11 protein-coding genes, 1 tRNA gene, 3 rRNA genes and 1 riboswitch are annotated in these 21555 nt (G+C 65.5%); of the genes, 10 read left to right on the top strand and 5 right to left on the bottom strand.

All coding sequences use genetic code 11. From position 1 onward, the window contains the following. The 6 genes from AB4Y75_RS16500 to AB4Y75_RS16525 form a co-directional block, all read left to right on the top strand. Positions 1 to 1438 (top strand): 16S ribosomal RNA (locus AB4Y75_RS16500); the annotation flags it as partial. A 523-nt stretch (positions 1439 to 1961) separates the two neighbouring features. Then, a 23S ribosomal RNA gene (locus AB4Y75_RS16505) occupies positions 1962 to 5089 on the top strand. Between the two features lie 84 nt (positions 5090 to 5173). Then, a 5S ribosomal RNA gene (gene rrf / locus AB4Y75_RS16510) occupies positions 5174 to 5290 on the top strand. A 444-nt stretch (positions 5291 to 5734) separates the two neighbouring features. Next, positions 5735 to 6931, top strand: a complete 1197-nt coding sequence (locus AB4Y75_RS16515) for a hypothetical protein (protein ID WP_441436969.1) — start codon at positions 5735 to 5737, stop codon at positions 6929 to 6931. Position 6932: 1 nt separating this feature from the next. After that, the gene (locus AB4Y75_RS16520; RefSeq protein ID WP_441436970.1) at positions 6933 to 7664 is read left to right on the top strand and encodes an ABC transporter ATP-binding protein; all 732 of its coding nucleotides are present in this window, start codon (positions 6933 to 6935) and stop codon (positions 7662 to 7664) included. Continuing rightward, entirely contained in the window at positions 7661 to 8845 is a 1185-nt protein-coding gene (locus tag AB4Y75_RS16525; protein ID WP_441436971.1) for an ABC transporter permease, read from the top strand. Before AB4Y75_RS16520 ends, AB4Y75_RS16525 begins: the two co-directional genes overlap by 4 nt. A gap of 142 nt (positions 8846 to 8987) precedes the next feature. On the opposite strand, the gene AB4Y75_RS16530 is transcribed toward AB4Y75_RS16525, so the two are convergent. The 5 genes from AB4Y75_RS16530 to AB4Y75_RS16550 all read right to left on the bottom strand — a co-directional run bounded on the left by AB4Y75_RS16530 (position 8988) and on the right by AB4Y75_RS16550 (position 15760). Then, complete coding sequence (locus AB4Y75_RS16530) at positions 8988 to 10388, bottom strand: DUF4032 domain-containing protein (RefSeq protein ID WP_441436972.1); 1401 nt, start codon at positions 10386 to 10388, stop codon at positions 8988 to 8990. A gap of 50 nt (positions 10389 to 10438) precedes the next feature. Beyond that, complete coding sequence (locus AB4Y75_RS16535) at positions 10439 to 12049, bottom strand: beta-N-acetylhexosaminidase (protein WP_441436973.1); 1611 nt, start codon at positions 12047 to 12049, stop codon at positions 10439 to 10441. Between the two features lie 112 nt (positions 12050 to 12161). Beyond that, positions 12162 to 13244: an ABC transporter ATP-binding protein gene (locus tag AB4Y75_RS16540; RefSeq protein ID WP_441436974.1), complete on the bottom strand. Its 1083-nt coding sequence runs from the start codon at positions 13242 to 13244 to the stop codon at positions 12162 to 12164. Positions 13245 to 13410: 166 nt separating this feature from the next. Continuing rightward, the gene (gene otsB, locus AB4Y75_RS16545) at positions 13411 to 14265 is read right to left on the bottom strand and encodes a trehalose-phosphatase (RefSeq protein WP_441436975.1); all 855 of its coding nucleotides are present in this window, start codon (positions 14263 to 14265) and stop codon (positions 13411 to 13413) included. Next, positions 14258 to 15760: an alpha,alpha-trehalose-phosphate synthase (UDP-forming) gene (locus tag AB4Y75_RS16550; protein ID WP_441436976.1), complete on the bottom strand. Its 1503-nt coding sequence runs from the start codon at positions 15758 to 15760 to the stop codon at positions 14258 to 14260. The genes otsB and AB4Y75_RS16550 overlap by 8 nt, the downstream gene beginning before the upstream one ends. A gap of 206 nt (positions 15761 to 15966) precedes the next feature. Here AB4Y75_RS16550 and AB4Y75_RS16555 point away from each other — a divergent pair, with 206 nt between their 5' ends. From AB4Y75_RS16555 to AB4Y75_RS16570, 4 genes are all read left to right on the top strand, one after another. Continuing rightward, positions 15967 to 16872, top strand: a complete 906-nt coding sequence (locus tag AB4Y75_RS16555; RefSeq protein ID WP_441436977.1) for a DsbA family protein — start codon at positions 15967 to 15969, stop codon at positions 16870 to 16872. A 203-nt stretch (positions 16873 to 17075) separates the two neighbouring features. Then, positions 17076 to 17152 (top strand) — tRNA-Thr (locus AB4Y75_RS16560). A gap of 144 nt (positions 17153 to 17296) precedes the next feature. After that, positions 17297 to 17473: riboswitch (M-box (ykoK) riboswitch) on the top strand. A gap of 385 nt (positions 17474 to 17858) precedes the next feature. After that, complete coding sequence (gene mgtA / locus AB4Y75_RS16565) at positions 17859 to 20606, top strand: magnesium-translocating P-type ATPase (protein ID WP_441436978.1); 2748 nt, start codon at positions 17859 to 17861, stop codon at positions 20604 to 20606. A gap of 128 nt (positions 20607 to 20734) precedes the next feature. Then, positions 20735 to 21445: an MgtC/SapB family protein gene (locus AB4Y75_RS16570; protein WP_441436979.1), complete on the top strand. Its 711-nt coding sequence runs from the start codon at positions 20735 to 20737 to the stop codon at positions 21443 to 21445. The last annotated feature ends 110 nt before the right edge of the window (positions 21446 to 21555 follow it).

Here is a 21555-nt window from a genome sequence, read left to right on the forward strand (position 1 = left end):
GTGGATTAGTGGCGAACGGGTGAGTAACACGTGAGTAACCTGCCCTTGACTCTGGGATAAGCCTGGGAAACTGGGTCTAATACCGGATACGACCATTGCCCGCATGGGTTGGTGGTGGAAAGCTTTTGTGGTTTTGGATGGACTCGCGGCCTATCAGCTTGTTGGTGAGGTAATGGCTCACCAAGGCGACGACGGGTAGCCGGCCTGAGAGGGTGACCGGCCACACTGGGACTGAGACACGGCCCAGACTCCTACGGGAGGCAGCAGTGGGGAATATTGCACAATGGGCGAAAGCCTGATGCAGCGACGCCGCGTGAGGGATGACGGCCTTCGGGTTGTAAACCTCTTTCAGTAGGGAAGAAGCGAAAGTGACGGTACCTGCAGAAGAAGCGCCGGCTAACTACGTGCCAGCAGCCGCGGTAATACGTAGGGCGCAAGCGTTATCCGGAATTATTGGGCGTAAAGAGCTCGTAGGCGGTTTGTCGCGTCTGCTGTGAAAGGCCAGGGCTCAACCCTGGTTCTGCAGTGGGTACGGGCAGACTTGAGTGATGTAGGGGAGACTGGAATTCCTGGTGTAGCGGTGAAATGCGCAGATATCAGGAGGAACACCGATGGCGAAGGCAGGTCTCTGGGCATTAACTGACGCTGAGGAGCGAAAGCATGGGGAGCGAACAGGATTAGATACCCTGGTAGTCCATGCCGTAAACGTTGGGCACTAGGTGTGGGGGACATTCCACGTTTTCCGCGCCGTAGCTAACGCATTAAGTGCCCCGCCTGGGGAGTACGGCCGCAAGGCTAAAACTCAAAGGAATTGACGGGGGCCCGCACAAGCGGCGGAGCATGCGGATTAATTCGATGCAACGCGAAGAACCTTACCAAGGCTTGACATGGAYCRGATCGCATCAGAGATGGTGTTTCCCTTCGGGGCTGGTTCACAGGTGGTGCATGGTTGTCGTCAGCTCGTGTCGTGAGATGTTGGGTTAAGTCCCGCAACGAGCGCAACCCTCGTTCCATGTTGCCAGCGCGTAATGGCGGGGACTCATGGGAGACTGCCGGGGTCAACTCGGAGGAAGGTGGGGACGACGTCAAATCATCATGCCCCTTATGTCTTGGGCTTCACGCATGCTACAATGGCCGGTACAAAGGGTTGCGATACTGTGAGGTGGAGCTAATCCCAAAAAGCCGGTCTCAGTTCGGATTGGGGTCTGCAACTCGACCCCATGAAGTTGGAGTCGCTAGTAATCGCAGATCAGCAACGCTGCGGTGAATACGTTCCCGGGCCTTGTACACACCGCCCGTCAAGTCACGAAAGTTGGTAACACCCGAAGCCGGTGGCCTAACCCCTTGTGGGAGGGAGCTGTCGAAGGTGGGACTGGCGATTGGGACTAAGTCGTAACAAGGTAGCCGTACCGGAAGGTGCGGCTGGATCACCTCCTTTCTAAGGAGCAAACGAGATCATGGCCGCTTCCTGCATGGGTTGTGGTGGTGGTTGAGTGTAGAACCCGCCTGCCAGGGCGTTCGTTCCTGGGGTGTGGTGCTCATGGGTGGAATATCAAAGAAACACATCCTCGTGATGGTTGGTGGGTTCCTGTGAAACAAGGGGGCTTGCTGGCTGGGGGTGCGGTTCCCGTGCGGGTGCTGTGATGCTGCGTTTTAGTACGCCGGCCGGTGACGGTTGGTTGGAACGGGTGTGGTGTCGTGGTGGTGCGGGGGTTGTTGACACACTGTTGGGTCCTGGAACAACAGGCCTGTCGCATGCTCTTTGGGGTGTGTGGTGGTTGTTGTTTCGTTTGGTTGCCCTGCTTCTGGAAGGCTTGCCCGGTTGGGTGGGTTGGATGGGGGTGTGGGGTTGTTGTTTGAGAACTGCATAGTGGACGCGAGCATCTTATAAGGCGAGCGTCATGACTGGATCGGCCCCTGGTGGGTTGTGGTGGTTGTGGTGTTTGTCTTGGTTTTTGTGTGGCCAAGTTTTTAAGGGCGCACGGTGAATGCCTTGGCATTAGGAGCCGATGAAGGACGTGGGAATCTGCGAAAAGCCTGGGGGAGTTGATAACCGAACTTTGATCCCAGGATGTCCGAATGGGGAAACCCGGCTGCCTGTTATGGGTAGTCACCCGCAGCTGAACGCATAGGCTGTGTGGAGGGAACGCGGGGAAGTGAAACATCTCAGTACCCGCAGGAAGAGAAAACAACATGTGATTCCGTGAGTAGTGGCGAGCGAAAGCGGAAGAGGCTAAACCGGTCCATGTGTGATAGCCAGTGGGCGTTGCATGGTCGGGGTTGTGGGGTTGTTCCGTACCAGGGTCACTGACCTGGTCGGGTGTGAATGTGCTGACGTAGATGAACGGCTTGGGATGGTCGACCATAGAGGGTGAGAGTCCCGTAATTGTCGCGTTGTTGCACCGCTCGAGGGATGATACCCGAGTAGCACGGGGCCCGAGAAATCCCGTGTGAATCTGTCAGGACCACCTGATAAGCCTAAATACTACCTAATGACCGATAGCGGACCAGTACCGTGAGGGAAAGGTGAAAAGTACCCCGGGAGGGGAGTGAAATAGTACCTGAAACCGTGTGCCTACAATCCGTCAGAGCAGGCTTGTACCTGTGATGGCGTGCCTTTTGAAGAATGAGCCTGCGAGTTAGTGTTACGTCGCGAGGTTAACCCGTGTGGGGAAGCCGTAGCGAAAGCGAGTCTGAATAGGGCGTTTGAGTGGCGTGATCTAGACCCGAAGCGAAGTGATCTACCCATGGCCAGGTTGAAGCGACGGTAAGACGTCGTGGAGGACCGAACCCACTTCAGTTGAAAATGGAGGGGATGAGCTGTGGGTAGGGGTGAAAGGCCAATCAAACTTCGTGATAGCTGGTTCTCCCCGAAATGCATTTAGGTGCAGCGTTGCGTGTTTCTTGCCGGAGGTAGAGCTACTGGATGGCCGATGGGCCCTACAAGGTTACTGACGTCAGCCAAACTCCGAATGCCGGTAAGTGAGAGCGCAGCAGTGAGACCGTGGGGGATAAGCTTCATGGTCGAGAGGGAAACAGCCCAGACCACCGACTAAGGCCCCTAAGCGTGTGCTAAGTGGGAAAGGATGTGGAGTTGCTTAGACAACCAGGAGGTTGGCTTAGAAGCAGCCACCCTTGAAAGAGTGCGTAATAGCTCACTGGTCAAGTGATTCCGCGCCGACAATGTAGCGGGGCTCAAGTACACCGCCGAAGTCGTGGATTTCAGATAGTAGACAAGCCTTCGTGGTTCAGTCGTCTGGAGTGGTAGGGGAGCGTCGTGTGGACGGTGAAGCCGCGGTGTAAACCAGTGGTGGAGACCACACGAGTGAGAATGCAGGCATGAGTAGCGAAAGACGGGTGAGAAACCCGTCCGCCGGATGATCAAGGGTTCCAGGGTCAAGCTAATCTGCCCTGGGTGAGTCGGGACCTAAGGCGAGGCCGACAGGCGTAGTCGATGGACAACGGGTTGATATTCCCGTACCGGCGAAGAACCGCCCATACTGAGCCCGGGATACTAACCACCCAATCCACCTCCAGGAGCCTTCGGGCAAGTGGTGTGTGGTGAGGCTGGGAACTGATCGGGGGAGGTAAGCGTATTAACAGGTGTGACGCAGGAAGGTAGCTGAGCCGGGCGATGGTAGTCCCGGTCTAAGCAGGTAGGCCGTTCCCTAGGCAAATCCGGGGAGCATTAAGGCTGAGACGTGATGGGACCCCACTTGGTGGGGGATTCAGTGATCCTATGCTGCCGAGAAAAGCATCGACGCGAGGTTCCAGCCGCCCGTACCCTAAACCGACACAGGTGATCAGGTAGAGAATACTAAGGCGATCGAGAGAATCATGGTTAAGGAACTCGGCAAAATGCCCCCGTAACTTCGGGAGAAGGGGGGCCCGGACTGTGAAGAGGACTTGCTCCTCGGAGCGGATAAGGGCCGCAGAGACCAGGGGGAAGCGACTGTTTACTAAAAACACAGGTCCGTGCGAAGTCGCAAGACGATGTATACGGACTGACTCCTGCCCGGTGCTGGAAGGTTAAGAGGACCGGTCAACACCTTTGGTGTGAAGCCGGGAATTTAAGCCCCAGTAAACGGCGGTGGTAACTATAACCATCCTAAGGTAGCGAAATTCCTTGTCGGGTAAGTTCCGACCTGCACGAATGGAGTAACGACTTCCCTACTGTCTCAACCATGAACTCGGCGAAATTGCACTACGAGTAAAGATGCTCGTTACGCGCAGCAGGACGGAAAGACCCCGAGACCTTTACTATAGTTTGGTATTGGTGTTCGGAGTGGCTTGTGTAGGATAGGTGGGAGRCTGTGAAGCGGACACGCCAGTGTTCGTGGAGTCATCGTTGAAATACCACTCTGGTCACTTTGGACATCTAACTTCGGCCCATGATCTGGGTCAGGGACAGTGCCTGATGGGTAGTTTAACTGGGGCGGTTGCCTCCTAAAAAGTAACGGAGGCGCCCAAAGGTTCCCTCAGCCTGGTTGGCAATCAGGTGTCGAGTGTAAGTGCACAAGGGAGCTTGACTGTGAGAGAGACATCTCGAGCAGGGACGAAAGTCGGGACTAGTGATCCGGCGGTACATTGTGGAATGGCCGTCGCTCAACGGATAAAAGGTACCTCGGGGATAACAGGCTGATCTTGCCCAAGAGTCCATATCGACGGCATGGTTTGGCACCTCGATGTCGGCTCGTCGCATCCTGGGGCTGGAGTAGGTCCCAAGGGTTGGGCTGTTCGCCCATTAAAGCGGTACGCGAGCTGGGTTTAGAACGTCGTGAGACAGTTCGGTCCCTATCCGCTGCGCGCGCAGGAAATTTGAGAAGGGCTGTCCTTAGTACGAGAGGACCGGGACGGACGAACCTCTGGTGTGTCAGTTGTACTGCCAAGTGCACCGCTGATTGGCTACGTTCGGATGGGATAACCGCTGAAAGCATCTAAGCGGGAAGCCCGCTTCAAGATAAGATTTCCATGACCCTTCGGGGTCGAGAGGCTCCCAGCAGACCACTGGGTTGATAGGCCGGACGTGGAAGCAGGGACTAACGACCTGTGAAGCTGACCGGTACTAATAAGCCGACAACCTGACCACACACCACACCCGTTGCGTGTCACGGAAACGATCCAGTGACCCTTCCAACCAACCCCCACCCACGGGCGGGGAGATTGAAAGAGTTACGGCGGTCATAGCGTGGGGGAAACGCCCGGTCCCATTCCGAACCCGGAAGCTAAGACCCACAGCGCCGATGGTACTGCACTCGTGAGGGTGTGGGAGAGTAGGACACCGCCGGACACAACCTATAAAAGGGATGGCCCAAGCAACGACGCTTGGGCCATCACCGCTTAAACCACCAACACCACCAGCCACCAACAGCAGCCCCCAGCACCAGCGCAGGGGGCCGCACCCGTTTAACCACCAAACCCGGCGAGCAAACCACCCCAGGCCGCAGCCATACCCCCACCCGGCCGGGCAGGCACCACGGACCACACAGCCCCACCACCCGGTGAGGGCTGCACCTGTTTAACCGCCCCGACAACCTCCGACCATCCCGGGGCCATCAGGCTCGCTACTGCCCCTCCCGCGCCGGCCGCCCCGCCCACAGCTCAGAGGCCGGACAATCTGGAGCCGCGCCCGTACTGCGGTGGTGCTTTTGACAAGACGTTCGCTATGCCCGCGGATAGACTGTGCCGCAGGCCACAATTCGTCGTGGCTTTCATTCGCTATTGGGGGCAATACATGAGGGTATTCCGACGTGCTGTTCTGCCGTCTCTGTGGTTGGTGCTCGGCGCCGTGATCGCAGGAGCGCTTGTCAAGATCGCATTCATCGACGGTGTGAAGGGTGCTGAGCAGGTCTCGGCTCCTCAGATCGGTTTCGAGACCCCGGTGGTGCCTGCAGGCCGGGCGACGGTCTCGAACGTGGTGGAGGTGAAGGGTTCCGTTCAGGCCGACCCGGCCGTTCCGGTACGGAGCACTGAAGCCGGCACTGTGGTGTATCTGTACATTTCATCGGGCAAGCCTGTGGCGGAGGGAAGCCCGCTCTTCCAGATCCGCAAACTCCGCGAGAGCCCGGCGGACACCGGTGATTCCACCCCGAGCGAGACTGACGGCAAGTCTCCGGTGAAGGCCCCGGCCCCGCAGTATGACTACCTGGATGTCGTGGCACCGTCCGCCGGTGTGCTTCGCGACTTCACCCCACTGCTCGGTCAGCAGGTGACGGTGGGGGAGAGCATCGGGGCGGTGGACCCGGGAACGTTCAGCGTGTCCGGCTCGCTCGACGCGCAGCAGCAGTACCGCCTCCTTGACCGGCCCACCAAGGCCGAGGTGACCGTCACGGGCGGTCCCGCACCCTTCAGCTGCACCGACGTTTCCCTGGGTAAGGCGGCCGACTCCGGCGCTGCGAAGGCGGCGTCGGGCAGCGGATCAGCTCCTGGGGCCGGTGGGCCAGCGCAGCCAGGAGCCGGAAGCGGAGCTCCGGACGACGGAAGCGCTGCGACCGGTACGGTGTCGTGCCCGGTTCCGGCCGCGGTGAAGGTGTTCCCCGGGCTCGGAGCGACGCTGAAGCTGACGGCCGGCGTCGCGGAGAATGCACTGACTGTGCCCTTGACCGCGGTGAAGGGCAGCTTCCAGGAAGGGACGGTCTGGGTGAAGTCCACCGGCCCCGCGGGGGCCGCGGACGGAAAGGCCGCAGGAGCCTCCGCACCGGACGGTGCTCAGCCGGGTGCTCCGGCAGCAGGTGCCAACGCCCAGGGCCCGGCAGGCGCTCCGGAGGGGTTCGAGGAGCGCAAGGTCTCCCTCGGCCTGAGCGATGGTGTGCAGGTCCAGGTGACCAAGGGTCTCAAGGAGGGCGAACAGATCCTCGAGTTCCTGCCCGGGGTGGCTGCTCCTCAGGGTCCCGGCGTGCCGAATGGTCCCGGCGTGCAGATGGGCGGCTGAGATGAGTCTGCTGGTCAGCCTGCGGGACGTCACGAAGTCGGTGACCTTGCCCGATGACAGTGAACTCCAGATCCTCAAGGGGGTTTCGCTGGACCTTCACGAAGGAGACCGTCTGTCCGTGGTCGGGAGGTCGGGCGGCGGGAAGTCCACGCTGCTCAACCTCCTGGGCCTGCTCGATGTGCCGACGAGCGGCGACCTCGAGTTCCTGGGTCTTCCTGCCCGGCGGATGAGCGAAGCCCGGAGGGCGCGTGTGCGCGGCGAGAGTGTGGGATTCGTGTTCCAGCAGTTCAACCTCCTGCCGGAGCGGACGGCCCTGGAGAACGTCATGACCCCGCTGTACTACGCCACAGGGAGGGATTTCTGGCGTCGACGTGAGCTGGCGCTGGGTCTGCTGGACCGTGTGGGCCTCAGCTCCCGCGCGGAGGTCAAGCCGGTGAGGCTCTCCGGCGGCGAGCAGCAGCGGGTGGCGATCGCCAGGGCGCTGGTCCGGCGTCCCCGCCTCATCCTCGCTGACGAACCCACCGGAGCCCTGGACGTGGAGACCGGCCAGGCCGTGATGAGTCTTCTGGAAGAAGTCGCCGCGGAGACCTCCGCCGCGCTCGTGACGATCACCCATGACCGCGCGGTGGCGGATCGTTCGGAACGGCAGCTGCATCTGAACGCCGGTGTGCTGTCCGGGGCGGACGACGATGCGGAGGACAGGTCTCCCGAGGAGGGGCTGGTGACGGCATGACCTCACTGCTCGCTGCGATCCTCGAGGCCTGGCACGAACTCCGGGTCCACAAGGTGAGGGTGCTCCTGTCCCTGATCGGTGTCGCCGCCTCCGTCGCGGCGCTGACCGGCGTCCTCGGCATGGGGGACGTGGCGCGGGAAGGGATGAAGAATCAGGCCGAACGCACCGGCGGGCGCGGAGCCACCCTGACCCTGACCTTCTATTCCGACACCGGCCAGGTTTCGGCGTCTCAGAGCGACTCGCTCATCAAGAAGGCCGGGGAGCGCTACAAGCTGAGCACGGTCTCGCGGATCACCCGTGGCCAGCTCGGGATCCAGTTCCCCCGGGGTGTGCAGTCGATCAACGCCACCGTGGTGGATCCCGTCTACGCCACGATCCTCCGGACATCGGTGGTTCAGGGACGCTGGTTCACGGACGACGACGCGCGGCGCCTGGCACCCGCGGTCATCCTGAATGAGAGCGCCTGGGCGCAGCTGGGCTCGCCGTCGTTGAGCCGGCAGCCAGGCGTCCGCCTGTACCAGAACGGCGCGCACAGCGCCGTGATCGTGGGAGTCTCCCGTTCCCAGTGGCCGGACGAGCCGCCGTCGGCGTATCTCCTCAGCGGTGACGGGGCGCGGCTGGGTGTGGGGGACTCGACGCCCGAGTACCGGGTGTGGGTCGATCCGTCGCAGGCCGACCAGCTACGGCAGGCTCTGGAAGCCGATCTCGGGGCGCGGATGCCCGGGGTCTCGGTCAGTGTGAACCGGATGGACTATCTGGCCTACGGGGACCCTCTGGCGCCCTTGCAGTGGGTGGTGGCCGGTGTGGCGGGGGTGATCCTCCTGCTGGGCGCGCTGGGCATGCTCACGGTCGCGCTGGTCACCGTGAAGTACCGGGTCCGGGAGATCGGCATCCGGCGGAGTTTCGGGGCCACCTCGGGCCGGATCTTCGTGGGCGTCATGATGGAGTCCCTCGTGGCCACCACCGTGGCGGGGCTGCTCGGCGTGATGCTCGCAGTCGCCGTCGTGAAGAACCCCTGGGTGGAGTCCCTCGTCGCCCCGGGGCTGGATGCCTATCCACCGTTCCCCTTGGGCGCCGCCCTGGTCGGACTGGGAGCCGCCGTGGTGGTGGGAGCCCTGGCCGGCGCGATACCCGCGCTGATCGCCATCCGGGTGAAGGTCATCGACGCCATCCGGTTCTGAGCGAAGGCCGTTGCCCGATGCGGGGAGGGAGATCCTGAAGATCCGCATCCCGGAAACACAGTGGCCCGGTCGTGTTAAAACGACCGGGCCACTGTCATGCCGGGGATGTTCCGCGGAACGTCACCCTGAGGAACGGTGAAGATCAGTCCTCGTCATCCTCGTCGTCCGCGGTGATGACGCCCGCTTCCAGCACCTTGATCAGGTCCGTGTCAGGGTTCAGCAGGAGGGTGGCCTCGTCCCGGCGGTGCCGCAGCACGTCGTCGATGTACGACTGCAGGGCCTCGGCCATGGGAACGTGATGATTGCGCTTCTCCGTCATGTACCAGCGGTGCTCCAGCACCTCGTGGACCACCTCCGCCGGTTCCAGCTTGCCGGACAGCTCACGGGGGATCGAGCGGACGATCGGTTCGAACACCTGAGACACCCAGGCATGGGCGCTGATCTCCTCGTCCTGCCCGGGATAGTTGTCCGCGCGGTAGGCGTCCATGTCGTTGAGGAGGCGGCGCGCCTGGTTCTCCTGAGCGTCCAGGCCCGTGAGACGCAGCAGGCGCCGCTGGTGGTGGCCCGCGTCGACCACCTTGGGCTGCAACTGGATCGTGGAGCCGTCCGCCGTCGTCTTGATGGCGTATTCCTCCACGTCGAAGCCCAGCTCGTTCAGCCGTCGGATGCGGGCTCCCACGCGCCAGCGTTCGCCCAGCTCGAAGGATTCCTTCGCCGTGAGCTCGTCCCAGAGCCGGCGATAGGACTCCATGATCCGCTCGCTCGTGGCCACCGGGTCCACCAGTTCGTCGATCAGTTCCCCGTCCAGCAGGTCCATGAGCTCGCCGGCGATGTTCACCCGGGCGATCTCCAGGTCGTACTCGCGCTGGCCGGTGGACAGGTCCGGGTACAGCTCGCCGGTCTCGGCATCCACCAGATAGGCGGCGAACGCCCCCGCGTCGCGGCGGAACAGGGTGTTGGACAGGGAGACGTCGCCCCAGTAGAAGCCCACCAGGTGCAGGCGGACCAGGAGCAGCGCCAGGGCGTCGATGAGCCGGGTGAGCGTGTCCTTGCGGAGCATCTGGGAGAACAGTGCCCGGTACGGCATGGAGAACTTCAGATGCCGGGTCACCAGACAAGGGTTCAGCGGGCGTCCGTCCGGCGTGGTGCGGCCCGTGATCACGGCGACCGGCTCCACGGCGGGGACGTCCAGCCGCGCCAGCTTGCGGAGCATGTGGTACTCGTGGCGGGCCACGTGCTCGCTGGTCTCCTTGATGGCGATCACGGTGCCGCCCAGGTGTGCGAACCGCACCACGTGGCGGGAGATGCCGCGGGGGAGGGCCGCAAGGTTCGCCTGCGGCCACTCCTCCAGGGCGATGTGCCACGGCAGGTCCAGCAGCTCGGGATCCGCGCTTGCCGCGGTGATGTTCAGGGACCCGACCACCGGCCCCACGGGAGCCTCGTCCACGCTCGCGGCCTCGGCACGGGGCAGCTTGCCCACCTGATCGTAGTCGGTGGGTTCGTCATGCCACTGTGCCCCGTTGGAGGGCGCGTTCTCACTCATGTTTCCATCTTCCCTTAAGCTCACCCGGCCCGGTGCGGGCCCGGAATGAATTACTCCGTGACGCCCGCGCCACCCGCGACGCCGGCGTTCTCCGGCAGGGCGGTGACCGCGGACAGGTCGACCCCCTCGAAGGGGTCGCGCGGGGTGGCGTTCCACTCGATGTCCGGGCTGGGCCTGAAAGTCACCCCGAGGGCGACGAGACGTTCCCCGAGGCCGCCCAGACGGGAGGCGAACTCCGTGGTGTCCTTGGCTTCGGCGGCGCTCCAGGCGGTTTCCGCGAGAGCGATGGCCCGCGGGTAGATCAGCCAGTGCGCCTCGTCCAGGCTGCGGATGGTCTCGCTCCAGAGCGGCGCCTCGACGCCCAGCACCTGGCGCTCCTCCAGACCGTCGCGGACCGGGTCCCAGCCGTAGTAGAGATCCCAGTCGCCCATGGCGGCCCACTTGAGGCCGATGGGGTCAGACTCCACGTACTTCTGGTCCAGGTAGCTGCCCTTGCCGGGGGACATGACCACCCGGGCCTCGTTCTCGCGGACCTGGCGCAGCGTCGGCTCCAGGTCACCGTCCCAGTACTGGATGACCGCACCGGCCGGCAGTTCCGCCTGGGCGTACTCGTTCCAGCCCATGACCGTCTTGCCGGTGGCCGCCACCGAGGCCGCGAAGTCGGTCACCATGGCCACGAAGTCTTCCTTGGTGGTGACCAGTGCCTCGTCACCGCCCATGTGCAGGTAGGGGCCGGGGGTGAGCTCCGCGAGCTGACGGAACACCTCGGCGACGAACGGCCGGGTGAGCGGGTTGTCGTTGTACAGCGTCGAGAAGCCCACCTCACCCGTGGCGGTGGGGCTCGTGGCCACGCCGTCCGGGTTCAGCTGGGCGACCGCGGCCAGAGCGGAGTTCACATGGCCCGGCACGTCGAACTCCGGGACCACGGTCACGAAGCGTTCGGCCGCGTAGGCCACGAGAAGCCGGTAATCGTCTTTGGTGTAGTAGCCGGTGCGGCCCGGCCCGAGGCCCCAGCCTTCGCGGTTCACGGCGCCGTCCTTGCCGATGCGTGCCAGCTCCGTGAAGTCGATGCCGGTGGGGTTGTCCTCCGGGGTGTCCAGCTCGATGCGCCAGGACTGGTCGTCGGCGAGGTGCAGGTGGAGGACGTTGTACTTGAAACGGGTCATGACGTCCATCAGCCGGCGGATCTCGTCGAGCGGGTAGTAGCTGCGGGCCACGTCGAGCATGATGCCTCGGTACGCGAAGCGCGGGGCGTCCTGGACCTCGACGTGGCCGAGCGGGATCTCCCCGGCGGGCGTCGCGGTGTAGCCCTCCTCCCAGGCGGCGGGCAGCAGCTGCCGCAGCGACGACGCCGCGTGGAACAGACCCGCGGCCTGCGACGCGCTCAGCCGCACCCCGTCGTCGTCGACGGTCAGGGTGTAGGCCTCCGCGCCGTCGGGGTGGGCGGAGTCGATCCCGAAGGTGACGGCGGGGCCGTCCGCGGGAGCCGTGAGGACTGGGACGGCCCAGCCGGTGCCGGCCCGGAGCCAGCCCGCGAAGGCTCCGGCCACGGCCTCGGCGCCGGGGCCGGCGACCACGTGGGTGGCCGGGGTGAGGATCAGGGTGCCGTCGGCGGCGACGGTCGAACGGGGTGCGGGGGTGATGAGGTGCTGGGATGACACGAGTGCTCCTGACAGGGTCGCTGGAGTGGAGGACTTGCTGGTGGGTACCAAAGACGGCCCGTTCCGTGAGGAACGGGCCGTCGAGGCTGAGGATTCAGTGAACCGGAAGGGGCTAGTCGCCCAGGCGCTCGCCGGTCTTGGTGTCGAACAGGTGCACGTGGCCCTGCTGCGGGCGGACCCAGATGGTGTCGCCCTTCAGCGGGGGACGGCGGCCGTCGACGCGTGCCGTGATGTCGTGGCGCTTGCCGTCGAGCGTGGTGTGGCCGTAGACGTAGGCGTCGGCGCCGAGTTCCTCGACGACGTCGGCCTCGACCTGCAGACCCTCGCCCTCGGGGGCGTTCTCCAGGTCCTCGGGCCGGACACCCAGGGTCACGGTCTTGCCGGTGGCGTCCTCGAGGACGTTGTGCGGCACGGGGTACACGGTTCCGCCGAACTGGACGCCGTCACCGACGACGGGCAGTTCGAGCAGGTTCATGGCGGGGGAGCCGATGAAGCCGGCGACGAAGACGTTGTTCGGGCGGTCGTACAGATTGCGCGGGGTGTCGATCTGCTGCAGCAGGCCGTCCTTGAGCACTGCGACGCGATCGCCCATGGTCATGGCCTCGGTCTGGTCGTGGGTCACGTAGACCGTGGTGACGCCCAGGCGGCGGGTCAGGGACGCGATCTGGGTGCGGGTCTGCACTCGGAGCTTGGCATCCAGGTTGGAGAGCGGCTCATCCATGAGGAACACCTGCGGGTTACGCACGATGGCGCGGCCCATGGCGACACGCTGACGCTGACCACCGGAGAGGGCCTTCGGCTTGCGGTCCAGGTACTGCTCCAGGTCCAGGAGCTTGGCGGCCTCGCGAACGCGGGTCATGCGCTCTTCCTTCGGCACACCGGCGATCTTCAGGGCGAAGCCCATGTTGTCCGCCACGGTCATGTGCGGGTACAGAGCGTAGTTCTGGAACACCATCGCGATGTCACGGTCCTTCGGCGGGACATCGGTGACGTCACGGTCGCCGATGAGGATCCGGCCGGAGTTCACATCCTCAAGGCCTGCGAGCATACGCAGCGAGGTGGACTTGCCACAGCCGGACGGGCCGACCAGAACGAGGAATTCGCCATCTTCGATCTGGATGTTGAGCTTGTCAACGGCGGGCTTGTTGGTACCCGGGTACAGCCGGGTTGCATTGTCATAGGTAACTGTAGCCACAGTTATCGTGTCCCTTCATCGGCAGGTACGTGCCGAACGATCCGTAGTGAATGGTGAGTTATTCAATTGTCGTGAAAGTGCGGGGTCCTTCGACCGGGCCGAGCCCTGCCGCGTGGATCCCGCACTCAAGGCGATGCCGCACGGTAATGTGCGTCACATCACATCCTCAGTATGGCAGATCGTTGTGACCTTTGTCTCCCTGATGACGTGAACGGTGGCTGAACAGGATCTCCAGCAGGTCCGCCACACCCTCGGGCGAGGGGACCCTGAACTGCGCCGCGGAGAAGTCCTCGCCGACCTTGACCCCCAGGTCAGGATGGGACAGGCCGGGGTTGGTCTCTAGGCGGGCGAACGCGGTTTCATCCGTGGTGTCGTCCCCGGCGTAGAGCACGGTGACGGGCCCGAGCACCGCGCGGAGGAAGTCGAGAGCCTCGCCCTTGGAAGAGCGGACCACCGAGGCTTCCAGCACCCGTTTTCCGGTCATGAGATGGACGCCGGGCTCGCGTTCCAGCAGGTGGCGTCCGGCCGCTTCGGCGTCCAGGGCGTCGTCCGCCGTGGCCTGCCGGGTGTGCAGGACGGCCCCCGCCGGCTTCTCCTCCACCCAGCACCCGGGCGCCACCTGGGCCACTTCCTCCAGCAGCTGCCGGACCTTCTCCAGGAGGGCCTGCTGGACCGGGTCGAGGACCAGGCCCGTGCTGCCGGCGCCGAGCCAGACCTCCGCGCCGTGGCTGCCGACCAGGAGCGTGTCCGGCGTGGGCTGAGCCACCGCCCGCAGACTCGCGAGCGAGCGCCCGGAGACGAGCGCCGTCGTCGTGCCCTCCAGGCCGGACAGACGGCGGAAGGCCGCCCCGGCGCGCGGCAGGGGGCGCGCCTCATCGGCGTGTGCCACGAGAGGGGAGAGGGTGCCGTCGAAATCCATGGCCACGAGCAATTGCGGGGCGTCCGCCAGATGCTCGACGGCGCGGCGCAGCTCCGCGTTCAGGCTGCCGTGCGTCTGTTCCGGCCAGACCGGTTCACTCATGTCGCTGCCCATCCGCCCGCGTGAGTTCCGAGAGACGGTCCAGGAACGCCGTGGACCAGCCCTGGACGTCGTGGGTGAACACCTGCCGGCGCATGGATCGCATCCTGCGCGCCGCGTCCGGACGGGACACGGTCGTGGCGGCGAGGATGGCCGACTTGAGGCCGTCGATGTCGTGAGGGTTCACCAGGAAGGCCTGCTTGAGCTGATCAGCCGCGCCGGTGAACTCGGAGAGGACCAGGGCCCCCGTGTTGTCGACGCGGGCCGTCACGTACTCCTTGGCCACCAGGTTCATGCCGTCCCGCAGCGCCGTGACGAGCATGACGTCCGCCGCGAGGTACAGCGCCACCATCTCCTCCATCGGATAGCTGTGATGGAGATAGCGGACGGCGGTGCGTCCCAGGGTGTCGAAGGCGCCGTTGATGTGCCCCACGGTGCCCTCGATCTCCTCCCGCAGGCGACGGTACTGTTCCACGCGTTCGCGGCTGGGGCTGGCCACCTGGATCAGGCACGCCTCCTCGACGGTGAGATCGCCGTCCTTGAGGAGTTCCTCATAGGCCTTGAGCCGGTGGCGGATTCCCTTGGTGTAATCCAGACGGTCCACACCCAGGAGGACCGTCCGGGGGTTGCCGAGCTCATGGCGGATCTGGCGGGCCCGGTCCACGACGGCGGGATCCTGGGCCAGGGCGTCGATCTGGGAGACGTCGATCGAGATGGGGTAGGCCTCCGCGACACAAAGGTGCGCGGTCGGCAGGCCGGGATCGACCATCAGGGTCTGGGACTTGCCGGTCTGCGGCTTGCCTTCCACCGTCACCCGGGCCGAGGAGGCGCCGGTGAGACGGAGCGCGGCCCGCACGAAGTTCCGGGCGTCACTGGTGCGCTGGAAGCCGAGCAGGTCGGCGCCCAGAAGGCCCTCGAGAACTTCGCGGCGCCACGGCAGCTGAGCGAAGATCTCCGGGGGCGGGAAGGGGATGTGATTGAAGAAGCCGATCGTCACATCCGGCCGGATCTGCCGCAGCAGGCGGGGGACCAACTGGAGCTGGTAGTCCTGCACCCAGACGGTGGCGCCCGGTGCAGCCACCTTGGCGGTGGCCTCCGCGAAACGGCGGTTCACCCTGCGGTACGCGTCCCACCAGGTCCGGTGGAACTCGGGCCGGGCCGTGACGTCGTGATACAGCGGCCAGAGCGTGGCGTTGGAGAAGCCCTCGTAGTAGAGCTCCACGTCATCGGTGCTCAGCGTCACCGGTACGATGTCCGTGTCCCCGTGGGTGAAGGGTTCCACCGTCTCGTCCGGGGCGCCATGCCACCCGACCCAGGCGCCGTCCGCATCCTGCATGACCGGGGCGAGGGCGGTCACCAGGCCGCCGGGGGAGCGGCGCCAGTGCGCGCCGCCGTCGTCGTCCACCACACGGTCCACGGGCAGGCGGTTGGCCACCACCACAAAATCGAACTGACGCGGGGAATCCCCCGCGGTACTGCTGTTGTCCTCGGCGTGCACGGCGACCCCTCAGAGGTTGGCTTCTCGATTCCTGCTTCCAGCCTAGCCGCCCGTCGAGCGGGCGGCGGATGTGTGACCGATGGGGCCAGGGGAGAGGCGGACATCGGTGGCGGGAGCCCGACCAGCGGTTTCTCAGGCACCTGGCATAAAATCGTGCTGAATGAGGTAGCCCAGGGCCCCGAGGCCCACTATCCCCCTGAGGAAGCATGAGCCCTTCTAATGAACAGCGGCCGAGTAAGGCCGAACGTACCGCGCAGGCCCGTGAGCAGGCCCGCATCATCCGTGAACAGCAGGTGAAGAAGGAGAAGCGGAACAAGCTTCTGCTCATCTGGGGTGTGTTGGTCGCCGCCGTGCTGGTGGTCGCCATCGTCATCTGGGCCATCATGGCCAACAACGCGAACAACGCGCCCATCCCGGACTCCGGCAGCACCCCCGCCAACGCCAACATCCACGGCGGCGTGATCCTGACCAAGGACGGCGTGACCGCTCAGACGGCAGCCCAGGTCAACACGGCCACGCTGCCCGCGCAGCCGACCGTGGCCCCGACCCAGGGCGCCGTCGCGAAGGCTCCCGGCGTGGAGGCGGAGACCGGCAAGCCGGTCAAGGTGGTCGCGTACGTCGACTTCATCTGCCCGGTCTGCAAGAACTTCGAGACCACTTACGGCTCGCTCCTGGACGAGAACGTCAAGAGCGGCAAGATCACGGTGGAGTACCGCCCGATCGGTCTGCTCGACTCGCGTTCCACCACCAACTACTCGTCCCGCGCCGCGGCCGCCGCCGCCTGTGTCCTGAACGTGTCCCCGGACAAGTACCAGGCCTACTTCAAGGCACTGTTCGACCAGCAGCCCGCCGAAGGCGGCGCCGGTCTGACCAACGACCAGCTGAAGAAGATCGCGCAGGAGGTCGGAGCGAAGGACATCTCCAGCTGCGTGGATGAGCGCACCTACCGCCCGTTCGCGAAGGTCGCCACCATGGAGGCCACCGCGGTGGGCGTGAACGGCACCCCCACGATCTTCGTGGACGGCAAGCAGTTCGGCGCCGGTGACTCGACCAATGTCCAGTTCCCGGACATGATCACCCAGGCGATCGCCGCGAAGACCGCCAAGAAGTAAAGCAGCGGTCCCGCCCGCCTCTCCGGAGGCTGAACGGGCGCCCGACGACGGCCCGGCACCTTTCGAGGTGCCGGGCCGTCGCGCTGTGTCCGGCGGGTGCTGTGGGGCTTGGCGCGGCCGGTCCGCCGAGCGCTCCCGTTTGGGGACTCCTCCCGCTCTCGGCTACGCTTTAAGCCGCGCCACCGTGGCTTCACGCGGCGCCTGCCTCCTTAGCTCAGTTGGCCAGAGCACCTGTCTTGTAAACAGGGGGTCGCCGGTTCGAATCCGGCAGGGGGCTCCACGAGAAGGCCCCCGGAATCCGTGTGATTTCGGGGGCCTTCGCTGTGCACGGGCCTTCGCCGTGCCCTGAGTCCGCTGTCCCGGTGGTGAATCCGCTACATCTGGTAGCGGATTCACCCCCGGCGGACCGGCTTAGCCTGAAAAAGCAGCGCTTCGTTAGGCGAGGTTCCTGCACGAATACAGGCCACTGATCTGACGACGTCGAGAGACGCCCAAGGTTAGGACAGGTCCTCCCGGATTAAGGGTTGACCCAAAGTGGCTTCCGGTTGCTGAGGCAGCGGATACGTCGTGCAGTGCCAAAGCTCTTACGTGGAGGCGACAACGGCAGCACCGGAACATCCATGACACACGCCATGACTCTGTCCGGTCACGCCCGTCCAACCAGCCCGGGACCAGAGTGCCCGGGACCTCCCCGTTCGTGAGGCGCGCACGAGCCACACAGGAGGTGAGTCCCCATGTCTGCGGACAGTTGCAGTCAACCCAGCCATATCCAGGGGACCGCCTCCGCGCGCCACCTCCGCTCCTGAACGCACCGCGTTCACGGCAGCCCCGTCCACCGTTTCGGTGACGACGGGTGCGCCGGCCCGCCGTCCGCCGTCGTGCGCTTCCGCACGAGCACGCCAGGGCCGCTCCGGAGCGCCGAGCCGCGTCCCCTTGCCCCGCCGCCGGCCGACATCCAGGCCCGTGCGGCAGCCAAGGAGTACCTCATGCTGACCTTCCTCACCCGCGGAGCCGAGCGCACCGCGTTTTCCGAGACCACCCGGCAGGCCACCGCCCGCCGCTCCACCGAACTGCTGGACCTCGCCCGGATGACCCCGGACGCGGCCCTGCGTCACCTGGGCAGCGCCCCCGAAGGGCTCACCGCCCAGGACGTCCAGGAGCTGACCCAGCGCTTCGGCCCCAACGACATCCGCCACGATCGGCCCGCCCCTGCCGCGATCCAGTTGGTGAAGGCGTTCGGGAACCCGTTCGTGCTGATCCTGCTGTTCCTGGCGGGCGTCCTGTTCGTCACGGACGTCGTGATGGCGGATCCCGCCGAAGGCCCCGACTACAAGGGCGTCCTGACCGTGTCCGTCATGGCCACCATCAGCGCGCTGCTCCGCTTCTGGCAGGAGTACCGTGCCGGGAACGCCGCCGAGAAGCTCCGCGCCATGGTCACCACCACCGCGGCCGTGACCCGGTGCGTGAGCGGCAAGCCCGTCAGCGGCGAACTCGACATCCAGGCGATCGTCCCCGGGGACATCCTGACCCTCGCGGCTGGCGACATGCTCCCCGCGGACGTGCGCTTCGTGCGCACCAAGGACCTCCAGCTCAACCAGTCCATGCTCACCGGTGAGGCCATGCCGGTGGAGAAGAGCGCCACGCCTCTGCCTCCCGTTCTGGAGGTCACCCAGGGCGAGGCGTCCGACGACGTCGACCCACTGAACGCCGACAACCTCGGCTTCATGGGCACGTCGGTGGTGTCCGGGTCGGGGACCGCCGTGGTGGTCGCCACCGGAAACCGCACCGCATTCGGGTCCCTGGCGGCATCCCTGTCCGGGGCCCGTCCGGAGACCTCCTTCGACGTCGGCATCCGGAAGGTCAGCACCACCCTGATCCGGTTCATGCTGATCATGGTCCCCACCGTGTTCATCATCAACGGGCTGACCAAGGACTGGACCAGCGCGTTCCTGTTCGGTGTCACCACGGCCGTGGGCCTCACGCCGGAGATGCTGCCGCTGGTGGTCACGGCGAACCTCGCCAAGGGCGCGAACCTCATGGCGAAGCACCGGGTGATCGTGCGGCGTCTGAACTCCATCCAGAATCTGGGCGCCATGGACGTGCTCGCCACGGACAAGACCGGGACGCTCACCGAGGACCGGATCGTCCTGGAACAGCACCTGGACAGCACCGGTCACTCAAGCGAGCGGACTCTGCTGCAGGCGGCGGTCAACGCCCACTTCCAGACCGGCCTCCGCGGCCTGCTGGACCGGGCCATCCTCGACGCGGCCGGAGACGAACTGCCCCGCATCACCGGCGCCTACACCCTGGTGGACGAGATGCCGTTCGACTTCGCGCGCCGCCGCCTCTCGGTGGTGGTGGAGGACCTGGACGGCCACACCGTGGTCACCAAGGGTGCGGTGGAGGAAGTCCTCTCGCTCTGCACCCGGGAACTCGTGGGACGGGTGCCCGGGGGACGCGAAGCACCCCTGAGCGAGGAGCGCCGCCGGGAGATCGAGGAACTGGTGGCGGAACAGAACGCCCTCGGACTGCGCGTGCTGGCCGTCGCGGTCCGGGAGATCCCCTTCCAGGCCGACGGACCGCGGGCGGCGGAGGACCTGCCGCGCACGGAGTACACCGTGGACGACGAGCGGGACATGACCCTGCTCGGCTTCCTGACCTTCCTGGACCCGCCCAAGGCGAGCGCCGGCCCCGCCCTGGCGAGCCTGGCCCGCAACGGCGTGGCCGTGAAGGTGATCACCGGCGACGGCGCGCTCGTGGCGCAGAAGGTCTGCGCCGACGTCGGGCTCGACACCGGCCGGGTGGTCCTCGGCCAGGAGACCGAGGCACTGGACCTGAAGCAGCTGGGCGAGCTGGCGGAGCACACCACGCTCTTCGCCAAGGTCAACCCGGCGCAGAAGGCGCGCATCATCGAAGCCCTGCGCGAGCACGGGCACACGGTCGGTTACCTGGGCGACGGCGTGAACGACGCCCCGGCGCTCCGCACCGCGGACGTCGGGATCTCCGTGGACACCGCGGTGGACATCGCCAAGGAGTCGGCGGACATCATCCTGCTGGACAAGGATCTGACGGTCCTGGAGGCCGGGGTGTTCGAAGGCCGCAGGACGTTCGTGAACACGATGAAGTACATCAAGATGACCGCGTCCAGCAATTTCGGAAACATGTTCAGCGTCCTGGTGGCCTCGGCCCTGCTGCCGTTCCTGCCCATGATCCCCGTCGTGGCGCTCATCCAGGGGCTGGCCTATGACGTGTCCATGCTGACCCTGCCGTGGGACCGCGTGGACCGCAAGGAACTGAGCCGTCCCCGGGTCTGGGAGGCGGAGAGCCTGTCCCGGTTCATGATCCGGATCGGGCCGCTGTCCTCGATCTTCGACGTCAGCACCTACGCCCTCATGTGGTTCGTGTTCGCGGCGGACACCCCCGGGCACGCCGCCCTCTTCCAGTCCGGCTGGTTCGTGGAGTCGATCATCTCGCAGACCCTGATCGTGCACTTCCTGCGCACCCGGAAGGCGCCGTTCCTGCGCTCGCGGGCGAGCCTGCCGGTGCTGATCGCCACGCTGGCGGTCTGCGTCTTCGGTCTGGTCCTGCCGTTCACCGGCTTCGGGGCGGGGCTCGGCCTGGTGCCGCTGCCGTGGACGTACTTCCCGTGGCTCGTCCTCACCCTGGCCGCGTACTGCGCCGTGGTCCAGCTGGCGAAGCGGCTCTTCATCCGCCGCTTCGGCGCCTGGATCTGATCCCTCACCATCCCTTTCCGGAACCCACGACGACGGCGGGCGGCCACACGCTGTGCCGCCGTCCGCCGTCGTGCGTTCCGCTGTCCTCCGGCCGTCCGCCGCACCGTCACCCGTCTGGGAGGAACCCCATGGACACCCTCGACCTCACACTCCGCATGGCGACCGGGCTGGGCCTCGGCGCCGCGATCGGTTTCGAACGCCAGCTCCGCTCCCGCACGGCCGGATTGCGCACCAACGCGCTCGTCAGCCTGGGCGCTGCGCTGTTCGTCATCATGGGAGCGTTCAGTTTCACCGGAGAACGGGCGGACCCCACCCGGGTGGCCGCCCAGATCGTCTCCGGGATCGGATTCCTCGGCGCCGGGGTGATCATGAAGCAGGGCGCCTCCGTGTCCGGGCTCAACACGGCGGCCACGCTGTGGGCCTCCGCCGCGGTCGGGGCGCTCGCCGGGGGAGGGATGCTGCTGCCGGCGTTCGGCAGGACGCTTGCCGTGGTCCTGTCGAATCTGCTGCTCCGTCCGCTGGGCCGCCTGCTGGACCGCCGCGGCGGACCGGTTCCCCGGGAGCCGGTGGCCACGGAGTATCACTTCGTGGTCCGGTCGAGCACCGTGGCCGAGGTGGCCGTCCGCTCCGCCGTCGTGGAAGCCGTCCAGCGCCCCGAGTTCACCGTGCACTCGCTGGAGGCCCGCGACATCCAGGACGGCCAGACGGAGCTCACCGTGGTGCTCAGCGCGGCCGAGCGCAGCGACGCGTCACTGGAGAAGGCCATCGCCACCGTGGTGCCCATCCCGGAGGTGACCGGCGTCCGCTGGCACGCGCTGGAACTCGGCGGGGACGACTGATCGATGCCGGATCGATGACTGATCCGCCGGGGCGCTCACCCCCGTCAGATCACCGTTCGGACACGGTGCGACCGGCGTCTAACGATCGGGTGCTCATCGCTGCCCGGCCC

This window comes from Arthrobacter sp. RAF14, from assembly GCF_052114185.1.
Classification (GTDB): Bacteria; Actinomycetota; Actinomycetes; order Actinomycetales; family Micrococcaceae; genus Arthrobacter_E.

Excerpts from the sequence above, each read along its gene's own strand:
- AB4Y75_RS16515 (WP_441436969.1), top strand. The coding sequence starts at position 5,735 with ATGAGGGTATTCCGACGTGCTGTTCTGCCGTCTCTGTGGTTGGTGCTC.
- AB4Y75_RS16520 (WP_441436970.1), top strand. The coding sequence starts at position 6,933 with ATGAGTCTGCTGGTCAGCCTGCGGGACGTCACGAAGTCGGTGACCTTG.
- AB4Y75_RS16525 (WP_441436971.1), top strand. The coding sequence starts at position 7,661 with ATGACCTCACTGCTCGCTGCGATCCTCGAGGCCTGGCACGAACTCCGG.
- AB4Y75_RS16530 (WP_441436972.1), bottom strand. The coding sequence starts at position 10,388 with ATGAGTGAGAACGCGCCCTCCAACGGGGCACAGTGGCATGACGAACCC.
- otsB (WP_441436975.1), bottom strand. The coding sequence starts at position 14,265 with ATGAGTGAACCGGTCTGGCCGGAACAGACGCACGGCAGCCTGAACGCG.
- AB4Y75_RS16555 (WP_441436977.1), top strand. The coding sequence starts at position 15,967 with ATGAGCCCTTCTAATGAACAGCGGCCGAGTAAGGCCGAACGTACCGCG.
- mgtA (WP_441436978.1), top strand. The coding sequence starts at position 17,859 with ATGCTGACCTTCCTCACCCGCGGAGCCGAGCGCACCGCGTTTTCCGAG.
- AB4Y75_RS16570 (WP_441436979.1), top strand. The coding sequence starts at position 20,735 with ATGGACACCCTCGACCTCACACTCCGCATGGCGACCGGGCTGGGCCTC.